Origin of the sequence: Paenibacillus donghaensis (assembly GCF_002192415.1) — a bacterium.
Classification (GTDB): Bacteria; Bacillota; Bacilli; order Paenibacillales; family Paenibacillaceae; genus Paenibacillus_AQ; species Paenibacillus_AQ donghaensis.
The window spans coordinates 6,453,372-6,470,601 of the sequence record NZ_CP021780.1 but is presented as its reverse complement, the minus strand read 5'-3'; the positions used below and the strand labels follow the sequence as shown (position 1 = coordinate 6,470,601).

Below are 17,230 nucleotides of genomic sequence, written 5' to 3'. Positions count from 1 at the left end.
ACCAGTGACATTAACTTTGTAATCTGGCCGATTTTACGATACAATAATTGAGAAAATAATTTGTTCTGAAAGGTGAAAGCCATCGATGAAACCGATTTTATCTAAAGCGCAACTGGATTACATGAAAGCAAAGAATATGTTTGAGAATAGAGCTAAGGTCTTGGAGAAGGAAATCGAGAACAAACGGGCAATGCTGGAGATCACGCAAGAGGTGATGGAAGAGCTGGTGCAGGCCACAGGATTCCATGATGCATACAATGAGCTGGTTATTGCCGAGAACGCATTGATCAGTTGGTCACATACTACAATTAAACATGAGAAAACCTATCGTGAGAACCGTGAAGCGATTGACGCTATGTATAACAATGTCAACTCCAGCCCAGAGAAACGCCAGGAGTTAATTTTATTATCGATGAAGATCCGCTAGTTCCGGTAGAATGAAATGCCAGGCGCCGAATTCGGCGCTTTTTTTAGTTGTTGGCTACATAGTTTGAATAACGTCAAATCGGTTTATTAACTTAACAAATATTGTTTAATGACGACGGGGAAGTGATTATGCTATACTGTTCCCCGTAGCTAACCATTATTAACAATAGTTAGTAGAACATACATATGTATCTTCTATTGGAAACTGGGGCGGAAATCGGCCTTGAGAAATTATTTTTAAGGAAACCGCAACTTTCTCAGAACTTCTGCGTTTAAGGTGTAGAGTCATTCGCACAAGGGCCGCTAAAGCGGCTACAGCAGTAGAGCTGATTCGAAATGGAAAAATTAGCTTTACGTGACTAGAGGCACATTGTATAATACTTAGGTAGAATTAGGAATCTATTATTATCATGCCTTGAATTTGTTTACAAGTTTCTGTGATACCCGTCACAGACATTATTTATACTTAATTTGCTCAACTCGGGAAAGGGGGTGCATCGGCTAATGAGTGACATGAGCTACCCAACTAAAGAAAAATCTCAGTTCATGAACGTCCAAGGAGGAGAAAAAAAGGTTATGAAGAAAATTTTATCCGTAGCTTTATCTACAGCAATGGCATTCTCGATGTTTGCCTCTGTAGCATTTGGTGCAACAGCAACTGAACAACAGGCGTATGACGCTTTGAAAGCAAAGGGTGTCGTTGAAGGCTACCCAGGCGGCGCAGCTAATCTTGAAAAAGATTTGACTCGTGCTGAATTCGCTAAGATCATCACTAAAACTTTTGCTCTTACTGAAATCACTAACAAATTGTCTTACAATGACAAAAACTACAATGCAAAAATGTGGGCTAGACCTTACATTGAAGCAGTAACTGCAGCAAACCTGATGCAAGGTAAAAATACTGCTAAAGGCCTCTTCGATTTCAATGGTAAAGTAACTATTGAAGAAGTAGCTAAAGTATTGGTTATCGCGCAGAAATTGGATGTACCAACTACTACTGACAACAATGCATCTACTTGGGCTAAAGGTTATGCACAAGCGATCATTGATGCAGGATTGGCTACGAAAGATACCAACTTCAAAGCTAACGCAAGCCGCGGTTTGGTATTCTCCACAATCTACGGTCTTGACCAAAAGACTCAAGCTCCAGCTATCACTTCCGCTGAAGCAGTAAGCCCAACTAGCGTAGTAGTTAAGTTTGCTGACAAGGGTGAATTGACAGTTACGCTGACAACTGCACTGGTTCAAGGCGTAGAAACACCGGTTACTTTCAAATACAAAGATCATGACTATACTACCAAGGTAACTTTGCAGGCTCCTAAGGTTGTTTCCGTAACAGCTCCAAACAGCAAGCAAGTAGTTATCAAATTCAACCGTCCGGTTGACGCTGAATCCTTTACTCAGACTAGTGATAAAGGTGTAACTACTCTGGTATATGGTGCTGCAAGCATCGGTAACCTGAGCGGCGCTCCAGTGGTTAACGTTGATACTGCATCTGTTGTTTTGACATCCGAGGGTACTGAAGCTTGGTTGACATTTGCTGACAACCAATACCTCAAAGGTCAGTACACTTTCATCCTGAATGACAAAGTGAAAACAACTTCAGGTGAAACAATTTCCGCGTACACTCAATTGTTGCCAGTTAACGATGTAACAGCTCCAACAATTGCATCGGTTACATCAACTGCCAAGGCTACAACTAACAAGGTTCATGTTAAATTAAGTGAGCCAGTTAAAGGTACTGGTACAGTTATTGCTTATGTAAACGGCCAGCCTGCGACTGTAGCATTGCGTGATAACGGTGCAGCTCTTGATGAGTTGACTCTGACCACTGCAAACAACCTGGAAAGCGGCAAAACTTATGATGTGTCCCTGACTAACATCGTTGACTTTGCTGGTAACTACATTGCTCCTAACCCTACTAAGACTACTGTAACTGTAGTATCTGACGTAGCAGCTCCAACCGTTTCCAAAGTTACTGTTACAGGTGAGAATTCTGTTGAAGTAGTATTCAATAAGAAAATGGATATCGCAACTCTGCACGGAAACATCACATTGTTGAACGCCAATGGCGAAACAAGAGGTGCGTTCCAGGTTAAACAGGGTAAAGATGCTACAACCTTCAACCTGACTAACTTTGCAATCAACTTCCCTTCCAGTTCCACATTTGCTGGTACCATCGTATTCGGTGCAACCATTAAGGATTACCTGGGCAACACTGTTGCTGCAAGCACAACTCAACCGGTAACCTTTACTAAGGATGTTACAGCTCCAACTGTTGTAAGTGCTGTTTACGCCAAAGAAGGATTGCTGGTGAAATTCTCCGAGAAAGTATCTCTTGTAAATTCCGCAGGAGTAATCAAAATCATCAATGATTCCACAGGATACCCTACTACTCTGACTGCTAACGTAGTTGGAACTGACGGTAAACAATGGAGATTGACAGGAGCAACATTGGGCACTGGCAACTACACATTGCGTCTGCCTGCAGGTATTGCAGTTGATCAGTCGCAAGCCAAAAATGGTCTGGTTGCTGTAGCTTACCCTGTATCGATCACAGCCGACACTGTGGTAGATTCTAATAAACCAGTAATCACGGCTGCACCTGTAGTAGTAACAAGCGAAGTCTACAAAACAGATCAAGTTGTTCAATTCACTGTTCAGGATTCAAGTGGTTTGAATATCGCTTCTGTTCGTGAATATGCTAACTACACTTGGGACGGTAAAGCCCTGCCAGTTGGTTCATATGTAAGCACTGACTACAATGGATCAGGTTCACCAACTACCCCAGTAGTGGTTAGTGTCAACATCCCATCGTCTGGTATTAACACTAATGATTCCAAAGAATTCGTTATCAATGGTATTACCGATACTTCCGGTAACGTAATTGTTCCAACTCCATACCAGGTCGCATTGAGAGATGGCGTTAGACCTACTCTTAACACTGCAGCTGTAGCTTCCGGAGACGGCACTAAGCTGGTTATCGGATTTAGTGAAGATGTAATCAACATCCGTCCTGATGGTTCTGACTTCTTGTTCACAATCAACGGAAACATTGAAGTAGCTAGCCCGAATGTTGTTATTAACACAACACCTGGTGTTGGTAGCGATAAAGGTAAATTCTATGTAACCTTCAAGACCCAAAAAGGTGTATTCAATGGCGCAGATGTATTGTACATGGATAACAACAAAGACGGCGCTATCCAACACAATGAAGTAGTGTACACTACTGATGCTGCAGGAGACCTTAAACTGAGTGCGAACTATATTGGTTCTATCACAGTTAAGGTTAGAGATACTGCTCAAATCACTGACAAATCGGGAAACAAAGTTGTAGTAGATACAATCGTTAGTGCTACTAAGTAATCTCGATTGTCCGAAGTCCAGAATAGCCTCTTCGGAGGCTATTCTTTTTTTATAAGCAGCGATATTCCCCCGAAGGAGGAAATGCAATGAAGCCGGTATGGAAAGTGACGATGGCAGCTGGATTAATGGCTGGCGGGATCTGGGCAGGTTCAGTACTGAATACTACTGCTGAGGGTGCAGGTGTGGGTACCCAGCCCGGAACAGCAGATGATCCGGTTGTTACCAAAAGTTATGTCGACCAGCAGATTCAAAAGGTACTGCAAGGCGGAACAGTAATCACTCCTGTGGCTACTGCGGCGCCAACAACCGCACCTGCTGCTACAGCAACTCCGGCGCCAACAACGGTTCCAACAACAGCGAGCAATGAAACAGTCATTGTAGATGTGAAATCAGGACAGACCTTAACTGCCAACGCAGGTGCTGAGTTTATTGTGCGTGCAGGCAAGGCTCTGATCTATTCTAAAGATACCAATGGAGTAGCAGATCTTACGGATGGTGTCGATCTGGCCAATGGTGCAGCGGCCCCAACCAATCATCTCCTATCTTTCCCTCGTGATGGCCGAGGAGTCACTGTACAGGATGGACAAACCTTAGGGCTTGTTGTGATGGTAACGGGCGGATATACATTGAAATAAGCCAGGAATTCTACTACTCTTATATATAGAATATGCCCTTCTTCAAGGGTATACATACATCAGATTCATTCCCTTGTTTAACAATCATTGGCGGGGTTGAAGTGCAGCATATCAACATAATATACTCCTGTATTCTTACAAATTTGCAGGAGGTGCAGCAATATGGCACGTAATAATCGTAAGGTGGTACCGGAAAGCCGGGAAATGCTGAAGAAAATGCAATATGAAATTGCAGCGGAATTTGGTCTGTACGGGTCTCATTATGGTGGCGGAGCAGATACTGAATTTGGTTCAGAGCTGGGAGCGCTCGGAGGTTCTGGCGGACGGAGTTCTTATCTTGGACATCTCTCCTCGAGAGATAATGGCTCTGTAGGCGGCGAAATTACAAAGAGGCTTGTGAAGCAGGCCGAACAGACTCTTTTTTAAAATAGAAGAAAGTATAAGTTTCACCTTATCCTTTATCCTTCTATTTCTCGCAGTAACGGATGCGCTATCGAAGTGTGATGAATGGTACTGACTTGAATTGACACCATCATCCAAATAAGATAATATGGCCTTTGAGGAAAGACTTAAACCTTTTCCATATGGAAAAGGTTTCTTCTGATATGTTCTGCCATTTATACTCTATTTATCCTGTTATTTATTAAGGAGCCCCCTTAAGCAGTATCAGACTAACCATATGGGAGGTTGTTATCTTTGTCTATTAAAGGACGGCATTTATTTACTTCCGAGTCGGTAACGGAAGGGCATCCGGATAAGATCTGTGATCAAATCTCGGATGCTGTATTGGACGCATTTCTGCTGAATGATCCCAATGCACGGGTAGCCTGTGAAGTAGCTGTAGCTACAGGACTGGTGCTTGTCATCGGTGAGATCAGCACCAAGTCGGAATACGTAGATATTCCTGCTATTGTGCGTAGCACCATTAAGGAGATTGGTTATACCAATGCTCAATATGGTTTTGATTTCAACACCTGTGCAGTGCTGACTTCGCTTAACGAGCAGTCGGCAGATATCGCACAGGGCGTTAATGCGGCTCTGGAGCATCGTGATCCGGCCAAGGTGGCTGAAGAAACGGCCAATATTGGTGCAGGTGATCAGGGGCTGATGTTTGGATTCGCTACCAATGAGACTCCTGAACTGATGCCACTGCCCATTGCCTTGTCCCATCGTATTGCTCGCCGCCTGGCTGAAGTCCGCAAGGATGGCACGCTTGGCTACCTGCGCCCCGATGGCAAAACTCAGGTGACCGTAGAATATCAGGATGGCAAACCTGTGCGCATTGATGCTATTGTTGTATCTACACAACATGCTGAAGAAGTTACCTTGCAGCAGATTCAAGCGGATATCAAAGAGCATGTACTGGTTCCCGTGGTGCCGGCTGAGCTGCTGGACGAGGAAACCAAATATTTCATAAATCCAACAGGTCGTTTCGTAATTGGTGGACCACAAGGGGATGCCGGCCTTACAGGCCGCAAAATCATTGTTGATACCTATGGTGGTTATGCACGTCATGGCGGGGGAGCTTTCTCTGGTAAGGATCCGACTAAAGTGGACCGCTCCGCAGCGTATGCAGCCCGTTATGTAGCCAAGAACCTGGTGGCGGCTGGACTCGCGGACAAATGTGAGATTCAATTGGCTTATGCCATTGGTGTAGCCAACCCTGTCTCCATTAGCGTGGATACATATGGAACAGGTGTGATCGCTGAAGATAAGCTGGCTGAACTGATCGCGGCTAATTTCGATCTTCGCCCGGCAGGAATTATTTCTATGTTAGATCTACGCAAACCGATTTATAAGCAAACGGCAGCTTACGGGCATTTTGGACGTACAGATCTGGATCTTCCTTGGGAACGAGTGGACAAGGCAGAGCTGCTGAGATCGCAGGCAGGCTTGTAATTAACGAATAAAGCTGAATGAGGCATAAATATATATAGCCTGCATAGTGGTGTACTTCGATAGAAGTGGCTGCTGTGCAGGCTTTTTTTGCATATATAGGGAGGAATATCTGTTGCACAGTATAAATCGTCTTTCTATTTCTGTATTTACATAACGAAAAACAGGACTACTAAACTTTGGAAGCCTTTTAGCCGACATAAAAGAATATGCAGAAATGAAGACAGTATGGCTTGAGAGGAGTTTATCACGGCATGAAAAGAAAAATTTCAATGTGGACCGCACTGCTGCTGGCAGGAGAGCTTATACTCGGAGCAGGGCAATATACGGGTGGAATAGGCAGCTCTGCGGTTTATGCAGCTGCTGAATTTAACATGAGAACTTCCCCTTCGCAAGGCGCGGCCTATGTCAGCACCGCGTCATCCATTAAACTAAGCTTTGATCAGGTAGTCAATCCGCAAAATGGTGAAATTACAATTACTGCACAGGATGGCAGCACTCCGGCGATCAAGGTTCCTGTCGGAAGCTACGGATTGGTGGGCAGCTCCAAGGATTATGAGATTAAATGGGGGACGAGTCCGCAGTTTGCTGCAAATACCAATTATACTGTGGAAATTCCACGAGGCTTGTTCAAGGATAATGCGGGTGCCGAATCCGCACGGACAACGATATCTTTTACCACTGCACCCGAGAATGACACCGCCATTTCAGCAGGTGAATTCTCACCTGGCAACAATACGCGGGTAGACACAGGAGCATTGACACAGCTAAGCTTCAAACTCAATAAACCGCTGCAAAAAGGTGGCGGTACAATTCGGCTGCTCTCTTCAGCAGATAATGCGACCATTCAGGAATTCCATATCCAGGATGGGGAGCCCTATGTTGAAGTTCAGAGCGATGCAGCGTCTACGGCTGTAAAGCTGACATTGAACAAGAAGTTGGCTGTCGGCGGCAATTATTATATTCTGATGGATGCTTATGCTTTTAAGGATGCCAACAAAAAGACGTTCGCCGGTATTTCCAGCGGAAATGTGTGGAGCTTCTCTACCAAAGGCAGTGAGGTGAATGTATCGGTATCCCCTGTGGCAGATGCAACAAGCGTGCCTGTATGGGGAGCAGTTCAGCTTCATTTCGATCGTCCGATGATGCCGGCCCAAGGCAACATCTCGATCTCACCAGGCACACCGGAGGATGGTCGAACGAGATGGATTAACGTGAACTCGACAGCGGTGACAGGCGGCGGGGACCGGAATATTACCATAGCCTCGGCTTCTACCACCAACCCGCTATTGGGCAGCACCCGGTATACCGTGGTTGTACCGCAAGGGGCTTTTTACGATCAGGATGGCAATGTGTTTCCGGCTTCGGGACCTTACACCTGGAGTTTCACTACAGCACCCTTAGCTGGGCCTGTGGCCGCTGCGCTGAACCCTGCCGACCGCAGCGAGTCTGTGGATATTAACAAGTCTTTTTCGATCAAATTCGATCGTGACGTGGTCTTCAATTCAGAATTGCCCAATGCGATCACGCTGCATAAAATCGACGGGACGGTTGTTCCTTCCACTCCAGTTAGGGGAGGGAATGCTCAGGAATATGTTGTGAAACCGGCAGCGCCGCTTGAGAACAATACTGCTTATTACGTGGATATTGCCAAGGGGGCTTTCTCGGATGCTTATGACCCGAATTCTGTGTTTGAAGGCATTAACGGGATAAACGCCTGGAGCATCCGCACGATCTCCCTGGACCAATCGGCACCTCAGCTGACCGCTTCGATTCTGGAGAACAATCGTACAATCAAATTGAAATATAATGAAGAATTAAATGCGTCTGTTGCGCTGATTCCTTCAAGCTTCCCGGTTACCGTCAATGATGAGAAACGTACCGTGGAGAATGTGTACATTCAGGGCGACAGCGTCTATGTGGTGCTGGGTACCGGTGTAGCGGTAGGTCAAGTAGTCAAAGTCAGCTATAACGGCGGATTGCGGACGGTACGTGACCTTAGCGGCAATGAAGCAGGGACGTTCTCCTATCGGCAGGTGAGTAATAGCATTGAATCTGCGCTGCCTACCCCCAAAGACGGGACGCTTACCGGCAAGACCTTGGTGCTGAACTTTAACGATGGACTTAGGGCGGCTTCGCCCAATGCCTACAGTCAGTTCAATGTGACCGCAGACGGTTATGGGCTGGGCGTTAGTTCCATCAGCTCTAATGGCAGCTCAGTCTATCTGACGCTGGGCAATGAAGCCTCCAGCGGTCAGACCGTACGGGTCGCCTATTACGCGAGTTCTTATCCGCTGCAGAACCTGCAGGGACAGAATATTGCTAACTTTAGTGATTTTAATATTCGTAACACAACGGATACGACACCTCCGGTGCTTCAGACGATATCCGGTTCCGGCAATAAAGTGGTGCTGACTTATAATGAAGGGATATCCGCCAGCGGTCTTCCGCTGAACAGCCAATACTCTGTGCTGGTGGGAACGACGCCCAACTATGTAACTAATATCGCGGTAAGCGGAACACAGGTAACGTTAACCCTTCAGAGTACGCTTGCTGCGAATCAGACAAGCACCTTGTCCTATGTGGCGGGTATTGCCGGATTAAGTGATCTGAACGGCAACCGGGCGCCTTATATCAATCTTCAGCCCATCAGTGTATCGGCTGTTACATCAGGAGGTGGCACTACGGCAGTTCCGGATATCCAATCTGCGGTAGTCTCCGGAGATGAGCTTACGGTTACGTTTAGCAAAAATATGTCATCCTCATCCACACTGTACGCTGGCCAGTTCGGGGTCCGCGCAGACGGGAGCAGCGTTGGCGTGCAGAGCTATTACGTGTCTGGCAGCATCCTGAGACTGGTGCTGTCTACTGTAGTCAAGACGGGGCAGACTGTCGATTTATCCTACATGTCGGCACCAGGGAGCATCAAGGACGGTAACGGTAATGCGCTATCATCGTTCAGTACGCTGGTGGTACAGAATCTTACCGGTCAATCTACGGGAGCCGGATCGGGGACACGGCCTTCCTATCTAGGAACTCTGGCTGCCATTGAATTTGGGGAAGAAATCTCTTTGCTCAAAATCGATTCGGCAACCACAGCAAGCGAGCGTTCCATCTATAATCAGGCGGCAATCCGATATAATCTGACAGCAGATCGGCTTAGTGCAAGCTATGATTATTTGTACAAGGTGGGAGCAGCCTCCCTTGCTTTTGAGGTTCCTTCTACTGAAACATCAGCCTATGTATCTGTGCCGTTTAAGCCGCTCCTGGAGGCGGCAAACCGCAATAAGCAGGCCAAGTTCTCTATCCGGTATGGGGACCACATTTATACGGTAGCTCTAGCTGATATTGATATGAATAATCTGGCTGCAAGCTTGATTGCGGACAGCAACAATATCTCTCTGGTCTTCCGGCTGGAGAAGGTTCCGGCAGGGACCTTTGCACCGTTTGAACAGAAGCTGCAGACTCAGGGACTGCGCAGCATTACCGAGTTGGTAGATTTCCGTCTGACGGCAGTGACCGGCGATAACTTCGCCAATGCCAAAGGACTTAACACTGCAGGGGAATACAGAGTGCGCACAGCATCTACTCTGAATGCCGCCCAGACCTCCGCTGCCAGACTGGATCTTGCCTATTACGACGCTGCTTATTTGCCTACCAAGGTGAGTACTGCAGGGAATTATACGATTATTCGCGCCCGTACCTTTGGCAATCAGGTCGTGGGCAGCTTCTTGTCCACACGTACCTTTACAGATATGAGCAATCATTGGAGCAAGGATATTGTGGCGGAGCTAGCCGCCAAAACAATTATCGACAGCAGTTATGGCAGCAGCTTCAAGCCTGAGCAGAAAATTACCCGTGCTGAATTCGCAGTAATGCTCAGCCGGGGGTTAGGCCTGCTCGGCGATCGTGATACGGCTCAGCGATTCCGGGATATACAGCCATCTACCCAGACCGGCGATTACATTGGTGCCGCGGCGAAGGCCGGCATCATAACAGGAAATACAGACGGCACTTTCCGCCCGGATGACAACATTACCCGTGAGCAGATGGCCATTATGATGATCCGGGCCATGGAATATGCCAAACACCCGGTTACCTTAAACGGGACGCCAGCTTCCGCCCTGATTGCTTTTAAGGATAAGTCCAAGATTCAGAACCAAAGTGCAGAATTTGTAGCCAAAGCTGTCCAGTCCGGAATTATTCTGGGCATGACAACAACTGAGTTCCAGCCACAAGGCAACGCCACCCGCGCACAGGCAGCGGTGATGCTGCAGCGGATGCTGAAGCAGACCGAATATTTGTAAGAAATCTTCCAACAGCAAGGTAGAGATGATATACTCTTGTACAAGAGGAGGTGAAGCGGCGTGGAACAGCTATTGAAGCAGATTTTGTCAGAGGTTCAGGGCGTTAAGCAAGACGTAGCAGGGTTGAAGCAAGACGTAGCGGGGTTGAAAGAAGGCCAGCTGCGTCTTGAACAGGATGTGACTGGTTTGAAGCAGGATGTACTGGGCTTGAAAGAAGGCCAGCTGCGTCTTGAACAGGATGTGACTGGTTTGAAGCAGGATGTACTGGGCTTGAAAGAAGGCCAGTTGCGTCTTGAACAGGATATCACTGGTTTGAAGCAGGATGTTATAGCTATTAAAGCGGAGCAGTTGGAAGCCTCTAAGAAGATTGATGGAATCTATCAGTCAGTCGTGCGAATTGAAGGAAGGCAACCTCAGGATATTTTTGCGCTTCTGACGACTATCAATCAATCCTTGCAGCAGAAGAACTCGGAGGTTCTTGTGCTCAATGAGGAGATGCTTGGTGTCAAGGGTACGCTCCACCGTCTTACAAGACAATAATGGTTTCTCTTTAAAATATAAGAATTTATATGTTCCACGTTATAATTTATCCTTCTATTTCTCGCAGAAACGGATGCCGCCTCTTGCAGAGGACGGCGAAGCCGTTTCTACTTGTCATTTCACGTCCGGCAGTGATGCCGGGCGTTTTTTTATTTTTGCTTTTAGATTTGGAGGATGTTGCATCCCAATTTGATAGTCTCTAAGGTTTTGCGCATTCCGCAGGAACAGCTCGCCTTTGATCTTACGCCTTCGCGTATTCTGCAGGAACAGCCTGCCTTTGATCTTAAGGTCTTGCGCATTCCGCAGGAACAGCCCGCCTTTGACCTTAGCCACAGGCGTGCATCCCGTCAGGGATAGCAGGACCGCTCAGGCGGCGTCCAAGCGGTCCCGCAGGGGATAAGCGCTCCTACCTCTCCAGCCACCTAGTCACAGTACCGCCAGGCTCATTCGCCAAGCTTGCAGGTGTCCAGAGGGTGCAACCCTTTGGGGCCCTCCCTTGGAAGGGAGGGTTTGGGTGGGATCGAAACACGATTATCGCAACTTTTTGCCCTGAATTCAGTCTATTAAAAGAGTAGCAGGAAAATAGGAACCAGTTTCCAAACTTTGAAAATGGAAATTAATAGATAATAAGATGGGAGAGTTACGCCGAAATGAATAAGGTTGTTACGGGGGAAAAGCTTAAAGGAAATGGACGGACATTCAAATCAGTGACGGCAAAAAAATGGGTGGCCGCTTCTTTGGCAGGCGTCTTATGGATTATGCCTGTGCTGGGCGCGGAAGGCAGCCATTGGTTCGGACCAACGAAGGCACCGGTAGCTTCGGCTGCAGAGGCATTCAAAACTACCAAGCTGGGCGAAGAAGTGATTACTTCTGGCGCAATTATGATGAAATATAAATATACAGCAACTCGTTCAGGTAAAAATATCAACGGACTGGCCGACGTCATCCGTGTGGATCTTAACAATCCTTATGTGAATGTCGATGTGATGACAGGCAAAGGCGGCAATCTTACCACGCGCCAGAGTACAGGGGGCATGGCTAAGGAAACAGGGGCCGTAGCCGCTGTCAATGGGGATTACTTCAACACGGGCGGCGAAGGGGCACCTATAGGCGGGCAGGTTTCCGGGGGCGTGCTGGTATCTACACCTTCACAGCTGGACGGGATGTATGCTTTTGCCGTAACCAAGGACCGCACACCTATGATCGACGAATTCAGCTTCGAGGGTACGGTAACCGCTGAGGACGGCTCGCAGTTCCAGCTGGCCGGAATCAATAAAGGCGCTTACAATCCGGAAGGCACCAGCTCGACCTACAGCCACTCCAACCAGATGTATATCTATACCGATGCCTGGACCGCTCTGGAACGGCCGAGGAACAGCTCGACTACGCCTACAGAGGTACTTGTGGAGAATGGTGTTATTACGCAGATTTCAGCGAATGCAGCATTGCCGCTGGCAGTGCCCAAAGGGGCTTTTATCCTCCGATCGCATGGACTAGCGGCCAAGTTCGTTACAGAACATTTGGCGATAGGGCAGAAACTTACCAGCTCGTATGCGCTGAAGTCGAAAACGACCAATCAATCGCTTGATCCGGCTAATCTGCAGATGATGATCGGCGGACATACCATTCTTGTGAACAACGGTAAGGCGGCCAAGTTCTCCCGCTCGATCAGCAGCATTGGCGGCTATCGTGCCCGTACAGCCTTGGGCTACTCACAAGACGGCAGGTATGTGTACGTCATTGCTGTAGAGAAAAACGCCAACAGTGGCGGAGTATCCATGACTGAGCTGCAGTCCTTCATGACAGATATCGGGGTGTGGAAAGGGCTGAATCTCGATGGAGGCGGTTCTACTACCATGGTGGACCGTCCGCTGGCTGAAACCTCCGCTACGCTAAGCTTTAATACGGAATATGGGACAGAACAGCGCAGTATTGTTAACGGGTTGGGTGTATATACCTCGGCTCCGCAAGGTGAAGTCAAAGGCATCAAGATCAGCGGCAGTGATGTGCTGCTAATCGGCCAGAAAGCCAGTTATTCTCTTAAAGGCTATGATACCTATTATAATCCTATCGATGTAGCAGCAGGCAATCCGGCATGGACCTCCAGCGGCGGAAGTGTAACTGTAAATGCGGGTGAAGCTACTGCGGTTAAGCCAGGTACAGCTAAACTGACGGCTAAGAGCGGCTCTGCGAGCGCATCAACCCAGGTTACGGTTCTAGGCGGAGACGATCTGGCCAGTCTGAGTCCGACTGTGGCCACAGCGCCGTTGGTGGCGGGAGCTTCTGTGTCCGTTCCGGTTACGGCATCGACCAAAAGCGGGGCCAAGATCACCGTTCCTTCTTCAGCACTGAAATGGGAGTTCGTCGGCTTTCAGGGAGCAGTACAGGATGGCAAGCTTACCGTTAATTCCGTAGATGCAGGTGCTACAACCGGCTATGCGATCGCCCGTTACGACGGTTTCAGCACGGCGGTTGTATTATCGACAGCAGCGGCAACGTCTTGGGAGAACTTTGAGAATGTAACGTATCCGATCGCGTTTACGAGCAATGTAGCGACAGTACAAGGAACTGCAGCAGTCACGGCAGGAACTGCGGAACGCACCGGCTCCAAGGTGCTGTCACTGACCTATGATATGACGGCAGGCAGTGGTAAAATGTATGCTTATGCCCAGTTGAACGGCAATACCGGCAAAAGTGTTCCGGCTGCTGCAACCTCCATGTCCCTGGATGTAATGGGTGATGGGAGTCTGAACTGGCTGCGGGCCGAGTTTGTCGACAACAGCGGGGCGACCGCCTATGTCGATCTGGCCAAGATTATGGACTGGAACGGCTGGAAGACTCTGAACCTTGACCTTTCAGGTTCCGGTATTAAGTTCCCGGCCTCCCTTAAGCGAGTATATGTAGTAAATGTAGAGGAAGGCCAAGATGAGCGGGCCAAGACTGGCGAGGTTGCTTTTGACAATATCAGCTTCACCATGCCTTCGCTCTCCAGCGATGCAGGATTGCCGAAAGGCTCGGCTTCAATGAGCATCGGTTCCAAATCGCTCCTGCTCAACGGAACCAAGCAGGCGATTGATGTGGCTCCGATTGAGAAGGATGGCACCACTTATGTGCCAATCAAGGTGGTTATGGATGCGTTTGGCGGAACTGCGATGTGGGATCAGACGGCGAAGAAAATTATGGTGCTGCGCGGTGCCAAAGCCATGGATCTGACCGTAAACAAGAAGGATTATACTCTAAACGGCAAACGCCAGAGCGCAGAAGTGTCTCCAATCATTCTGCAGTCCAGGACTTTAGTACCATTAAGACTTGTTTCTGAGCAGCTGGGCTTACAAGTGAAATGGGAACAGAAAACTAAGACCGTAACTATCGAATCGTGATATGTTAATATAAAGGCAAGCCTTTAATATGATCCGATAGAAATGGGGCAAGCATCTGTGGAATACCAAGCCGATGCGATAGATCGCGTTATCAAAAATACCATCGAAGTGATGGAGAGCAGCAAATATCAGATTTTTGAAATATTGCAGGTGGCACGGGATGAGCTTGTTGCGCTCACCAAGGAACTGCAGCGGGTCATGGAGGAAACGGCTGAAACCTTGCTGAAGGTGGACAAGCTGGAGCTGAACTATCACCGCTCCCGGATCCGGCTGACAGAAGTCAGCCGGGATTTTGTCCGTTATTCCGAAAAAGATATTCGCATTGCCTATGAGAAGGCAACAGAGCTTCAGCTCGAACTTATGATGACAAGGGAAAGAGAAGTGTACCTGCGCAGCAGACGGGATGAGTTGCAAATGCGGGTCCGCAGCGTGGAGAATTCGGTCGAAAGAGCAGAATCGATTGGTTCGCAAATGAGTGTAGTTCTGGAATATTTGTCAGGAGAATTGGGTCAAGTGACGAGAATTGTCGAATCCGCCAAGAATCGACAAATGATTGGACTCAAAATAATCCTGGCTCAAGAGGAAGAACGGAAGAGAATTGCCCGGGAAATTCACGATGGTCCCGCGCAAATGCTGGCGAATCTAGTCCTTAGGACGGAAATTGTAGAAAGAATGCTAGTAAAGCAGGAATTTAGGTTAGTGCAGGACGAAATAGTAGATTTAAAAGGGCAGGTTCGTTACAGCCTGGAAGAAATGCGTAAGGTCATATTTAATTTGCGCCCGATGGCACTCGACGATTTGGGCCTGATTCCTACGCTGCGTAAATATGTGCATGACTTCGAAGAGAAAACGAAAATCCGCGCTGTTTTTGAAACCAGAGGCAAGGAGCACCGCTTATCTTCAGCAATGGAGGCGGCAGTATACCGTCTTGTTCAGGAAGCCTTGTCCAACGCGGCGAAACATGCCTATCCGAGTTACGTATTGGTGGAAATTACATACCAAGCGCAATTAATCAAGATTGTCGTTAAAGATAACGGGCTGGGTTTTAATGTGCAGAAGGTAAAAAGCGAGCAGGGCAGCCGGGAAAGCTTCGGGCTGGTAGGCATGCGGGAACGTGTGGAACTGCTTGAAGGAAGACTGGAAATTGAATCCGCCGAGAATCAGGGCACAACAATCGTAATCCATATTCCGACGAATGTGGAGAAGGGGAAGGAGTAAAATAATGGACAATCAAAGCTCTGGCAAGGCACCCATCAAAGTTCTTTTGGCTGATGATCATCAACTGTTCCGTGAAGGCTTGAAGCGTATTTTGAATATGGAGGAAGATATTGAGGTCATTGGGGAATGCGGTGACGGGATTCAGGTGTTGGAATTCTGCAATGGCAACAAACCCGATATCGTATTGATGGATATCAATATGCCGATTGAGAACGGAGTGGAGGCGACGCAGAAGCTGCGGGAGATGTTTCCGGCAGTAAAGGTCATCATTCTATCGATACATGACGATGAAAGTTATGTGTTCGAAACGTTGCGCAAGGGAGCCAACGGTTATTTACTGAAAGATATGGAGGCTGAGTCGCTGATCAATGCCATCCGTTCGGTCTGTGAAGGGCATGCTTTTATCCATCCCAAGGTTACGGGCAAGCTGATCAACCAGCTTAGACGGATGACTTATCTGAACGAAACGGGAGCCATGACCGAGACGCCGGTCAAGGAAGCGGGCGTGAAGTTTGTGGCCGGGGATAACAATCCGCTCACACGCCGCGAAGCGGAAGTGCTTCGACTGATGGCGGAGGGCAAGAGCAACAAGATGATTGGCGAATATCTGTTTATCAGCGAGAAGACGGTAAAAAACCACGTCAGCAGCATTCTGCAAAAAATGGAAGTGGATGACCGTACCCAGGCTGTAATCAATTCGATTAAATTTGGCTGGGTTACCTTATAAAGAGCTGAACATTTAACTGAGCGTTTTGGAGAATCCAAATATCCGGGAACACGTTACATAAATTGATCTTCTCCGTTATGAGGGAAGGTCAAGGAATTGTTACAATTTGCAGTTACATTCGAATTTTGCAAAATGCTGATTTAAATACGTACCCCTAAAGTTAGGGGTGCGAACCCGCAGCAGTTCTTTGAGGCAGAACTCGGCAGGTTGTTTTCCCTTAGGAACCCTGGGCAGTCACCGACCTTTTGCAACCGGCATATATTGCGGTATACAGAGGAGGTGCATCTCCATGGTAGCTCAGTTGCTGTTGATTGCCGCTGTGTATACGGTTGCGGCAGGGCTGGTTCACTGGCTGCATAGCCGTGGTCAGACAAGGCGGACCACGTCTGCCGGTAAATGGATTCATTATATTCTCATTGTACGGAACCATGAGTCTGTTGTGGAAGGTTATCTTCGTGCGATCGCGCTGCAGGCCGGGCTTGCAGGCAAATTGCCGCGTGTGACGTTATGGGATGACGGTTCGACGGACGGGACACTTCACATGGTCACAAGGTTGGTTCAGAGCAGCTGTCCGCTGGATCTGATTCCGGCGCTGTATCCCTCTCAGGTTAATAAGGAAGGCAGGCTTGGGGGCATTGTCATAGACTTGCGGTCCGCTGGGCAGCAGCCCCTCCTGTCTTTTATGAAGCCGGCAGGAAGTAGGGGATACGGATCAAAGTGCGAGTAAAATATGCA

At 48.0% G+C, this 17,230-nt stretch carries 12 protein-coding genes; 11 read left to right on the top strand and 1 reads right to left on the bottom strand.

Annotation, left to right across the window (positions count from 1 at the left end; all coding sequences use genetic code 11):
* Nucleotides 1-85: 85 nt before the first annotated feature.
* The 7 genes from B9T62_RS29310 to B9T62_RS29280 all read left to right on the top strand — a co-directional run bounded on the left by B9T62_RS29310 (nucleotide 86) and on the right by B9T62_RS29280 (nucleotide 11,170).
* Nucleotides 86-427, top strand: a complete 342-nt coding sequence (locus B9T62_RS29310; RefSeq protein WP_087918482.1) for a hypothetical protein — start codon at nucleotides 86-88, stop codon at nucleotides 425-427.
* A gap of 503 nt (nucleotides 428-930) precedes the next feature.
* On the top strand, nucleotides 931-3,792 hold the full coding sequence (locus B9T62_RS29305) for an Ig-like domain-containing domain (protein ID WP_087918481.1): 2,862 nt from the start codon (nucleotides 931-933) through the stop codon (nucleotides 3,790-3,792).
* Between the two features lie 86 nt (nucleotides 3,793-3,878).
* A complete protein-coding gene (locus B9T62_RS29300) occupies nucleotides 3,879-4,427 on the top strand; it encodes a hypothetical protein (protein WP_087918480.1) in 549 nt (182 codons plus the stop codon).
* Between the two features lie 162 nt (nucleotides 4,428-4,589).
* Nucleotides 4,590-4,853, top strand: coding sequence for an alpha/beta-type small acid-soluble spore protein (locus B9T62_RS29295; RefSeq protein ID WP_087918479.1), 264 nt, complete (start codon nucleotides 4,590-4,592; stop codon nucleotides 4,851-4,853).
* A 270-nt stretch (nucleotides 4,854-5,123) separates the two neighbouring features.
* The gene (gene metK / locus B9T62_RS29290) at nucleotides 5,124-6,326 is read left to right on the top strand and encodes a methionine adenosyltransferase (RefSeq protein ID WP_087918478.1); all 1,203 of its coding nucleotides are present in this window, start codon (nucleotides 5,124-5,126) and stop codon (nucleotides 6,324-6,326) included.
* 251 nt (nucleotides 6,327-6,577) lie between these two features.
* The gene (locus tag B9T62_RS29285; protein ID WP_087918477.1) at nucleotides 6,578-10,630 is read left to right on the top strand and encodes an Ig-like domain-containing protein; all 4,053 of its coding nucleotides are present in this window, start codon (nucleotides 6,578-6,580) and stop codon (nucleotides 10,628-10,630) included.
* Between the two features lie 60 nt (nucleotides 10,631-10,690).
* The gene (locus tag B9T62_RS29280; protein ID WP_087918476.1) at nucleotides 10,691-11,170 is read left to right on the top strand and encodes a hypothetical protein; all 480 of its coding nucleotides are present in this window, start codon (nucleotides 10,691-10,693) and stop codon (nucleotides 11,168-11,170) included.
* A gap of 114 nt (nucleotides 11,171-11,284) precedes the next feature.
* On the opposite strand, the gene B9T62_RS29275 is transcribed toward B9T62_RS29280, so the two are convergent.
* Nucleotides 11,285-11,503, bottom strand: coding sequence for a hypothetical protein (locus tag B9T62_RS29275; RefSeq protein WP_087918475.1), 219 nt, complete (start codon nucleotides 11,501-11,503; stop codon nucleotides 11,285-11,287).
* A 317-nt stretch (nucleotides 11,504-11,820) separates the two neighbouring features.
* Between B9T62_RS29275 and B9T62_RS29270 the strand changes: the two genes are divergently transcribed.
* The 4 genes from B9T62_RS29270 to B9T62_RS29255 all read left to right on the top strand — a co-directional run bounded on the left by B9T62_RS29270 (nucleotide 11,821) and on the right by B9T62_RS29255 (nucleotide 17,222).
* Complete coding sequence (locus B9T62_RS29270) at nucleotides 11,821-14,550, top strand: stalk domain-containing protein (RefSeq protein WP_087918474.1); 2,730 nt, start codon at nucleotides 11,821-11,823, stop codon at nucleotides 14,548-14,550.
* Between the two features lie 57 nt (nucleotides 14,551-14,607).
* Nucleotides 14,608-15,768, top strand: coding sequence for a sensor histidine kinase (locus tag B9T62_RS29265; RefSeq protein ID WP_087918473.1), 1,161 nt, complete (start codon nucleotides 14,608-14,610; stop codon nucleotides 15,766-15,768).
* Between the two features lie 4 nt (nucleotides 15,769-15,772).
* Nucleotides 15,773-16,495: a response regulator transcription factor gene (locus B9T62_RS29260; protein WP_087918472.1), complete on the top strand. Its 723-nt coding sequence runs from the start codon at nucleotides 15,773-15,775 to the stop codon at nucleotides 16,493-16,495.
* A 289-nt stretch (nucleotides 16,496-16,784) separates the two neighbouring features.
* Nucleotides 16,785-17,222, top strand: coding sequence for a glycosyltransferase family 2 protein (locus tag B9T62_RS29255; protein ID WP_087918471.1), 438 nt, complete (start codon nucleotides 16,785-16,787; stop codon nucleotides 17,220-17,222).
* Nucleotides 17,223-17,230: the final 8 nt, after the last annotated feature.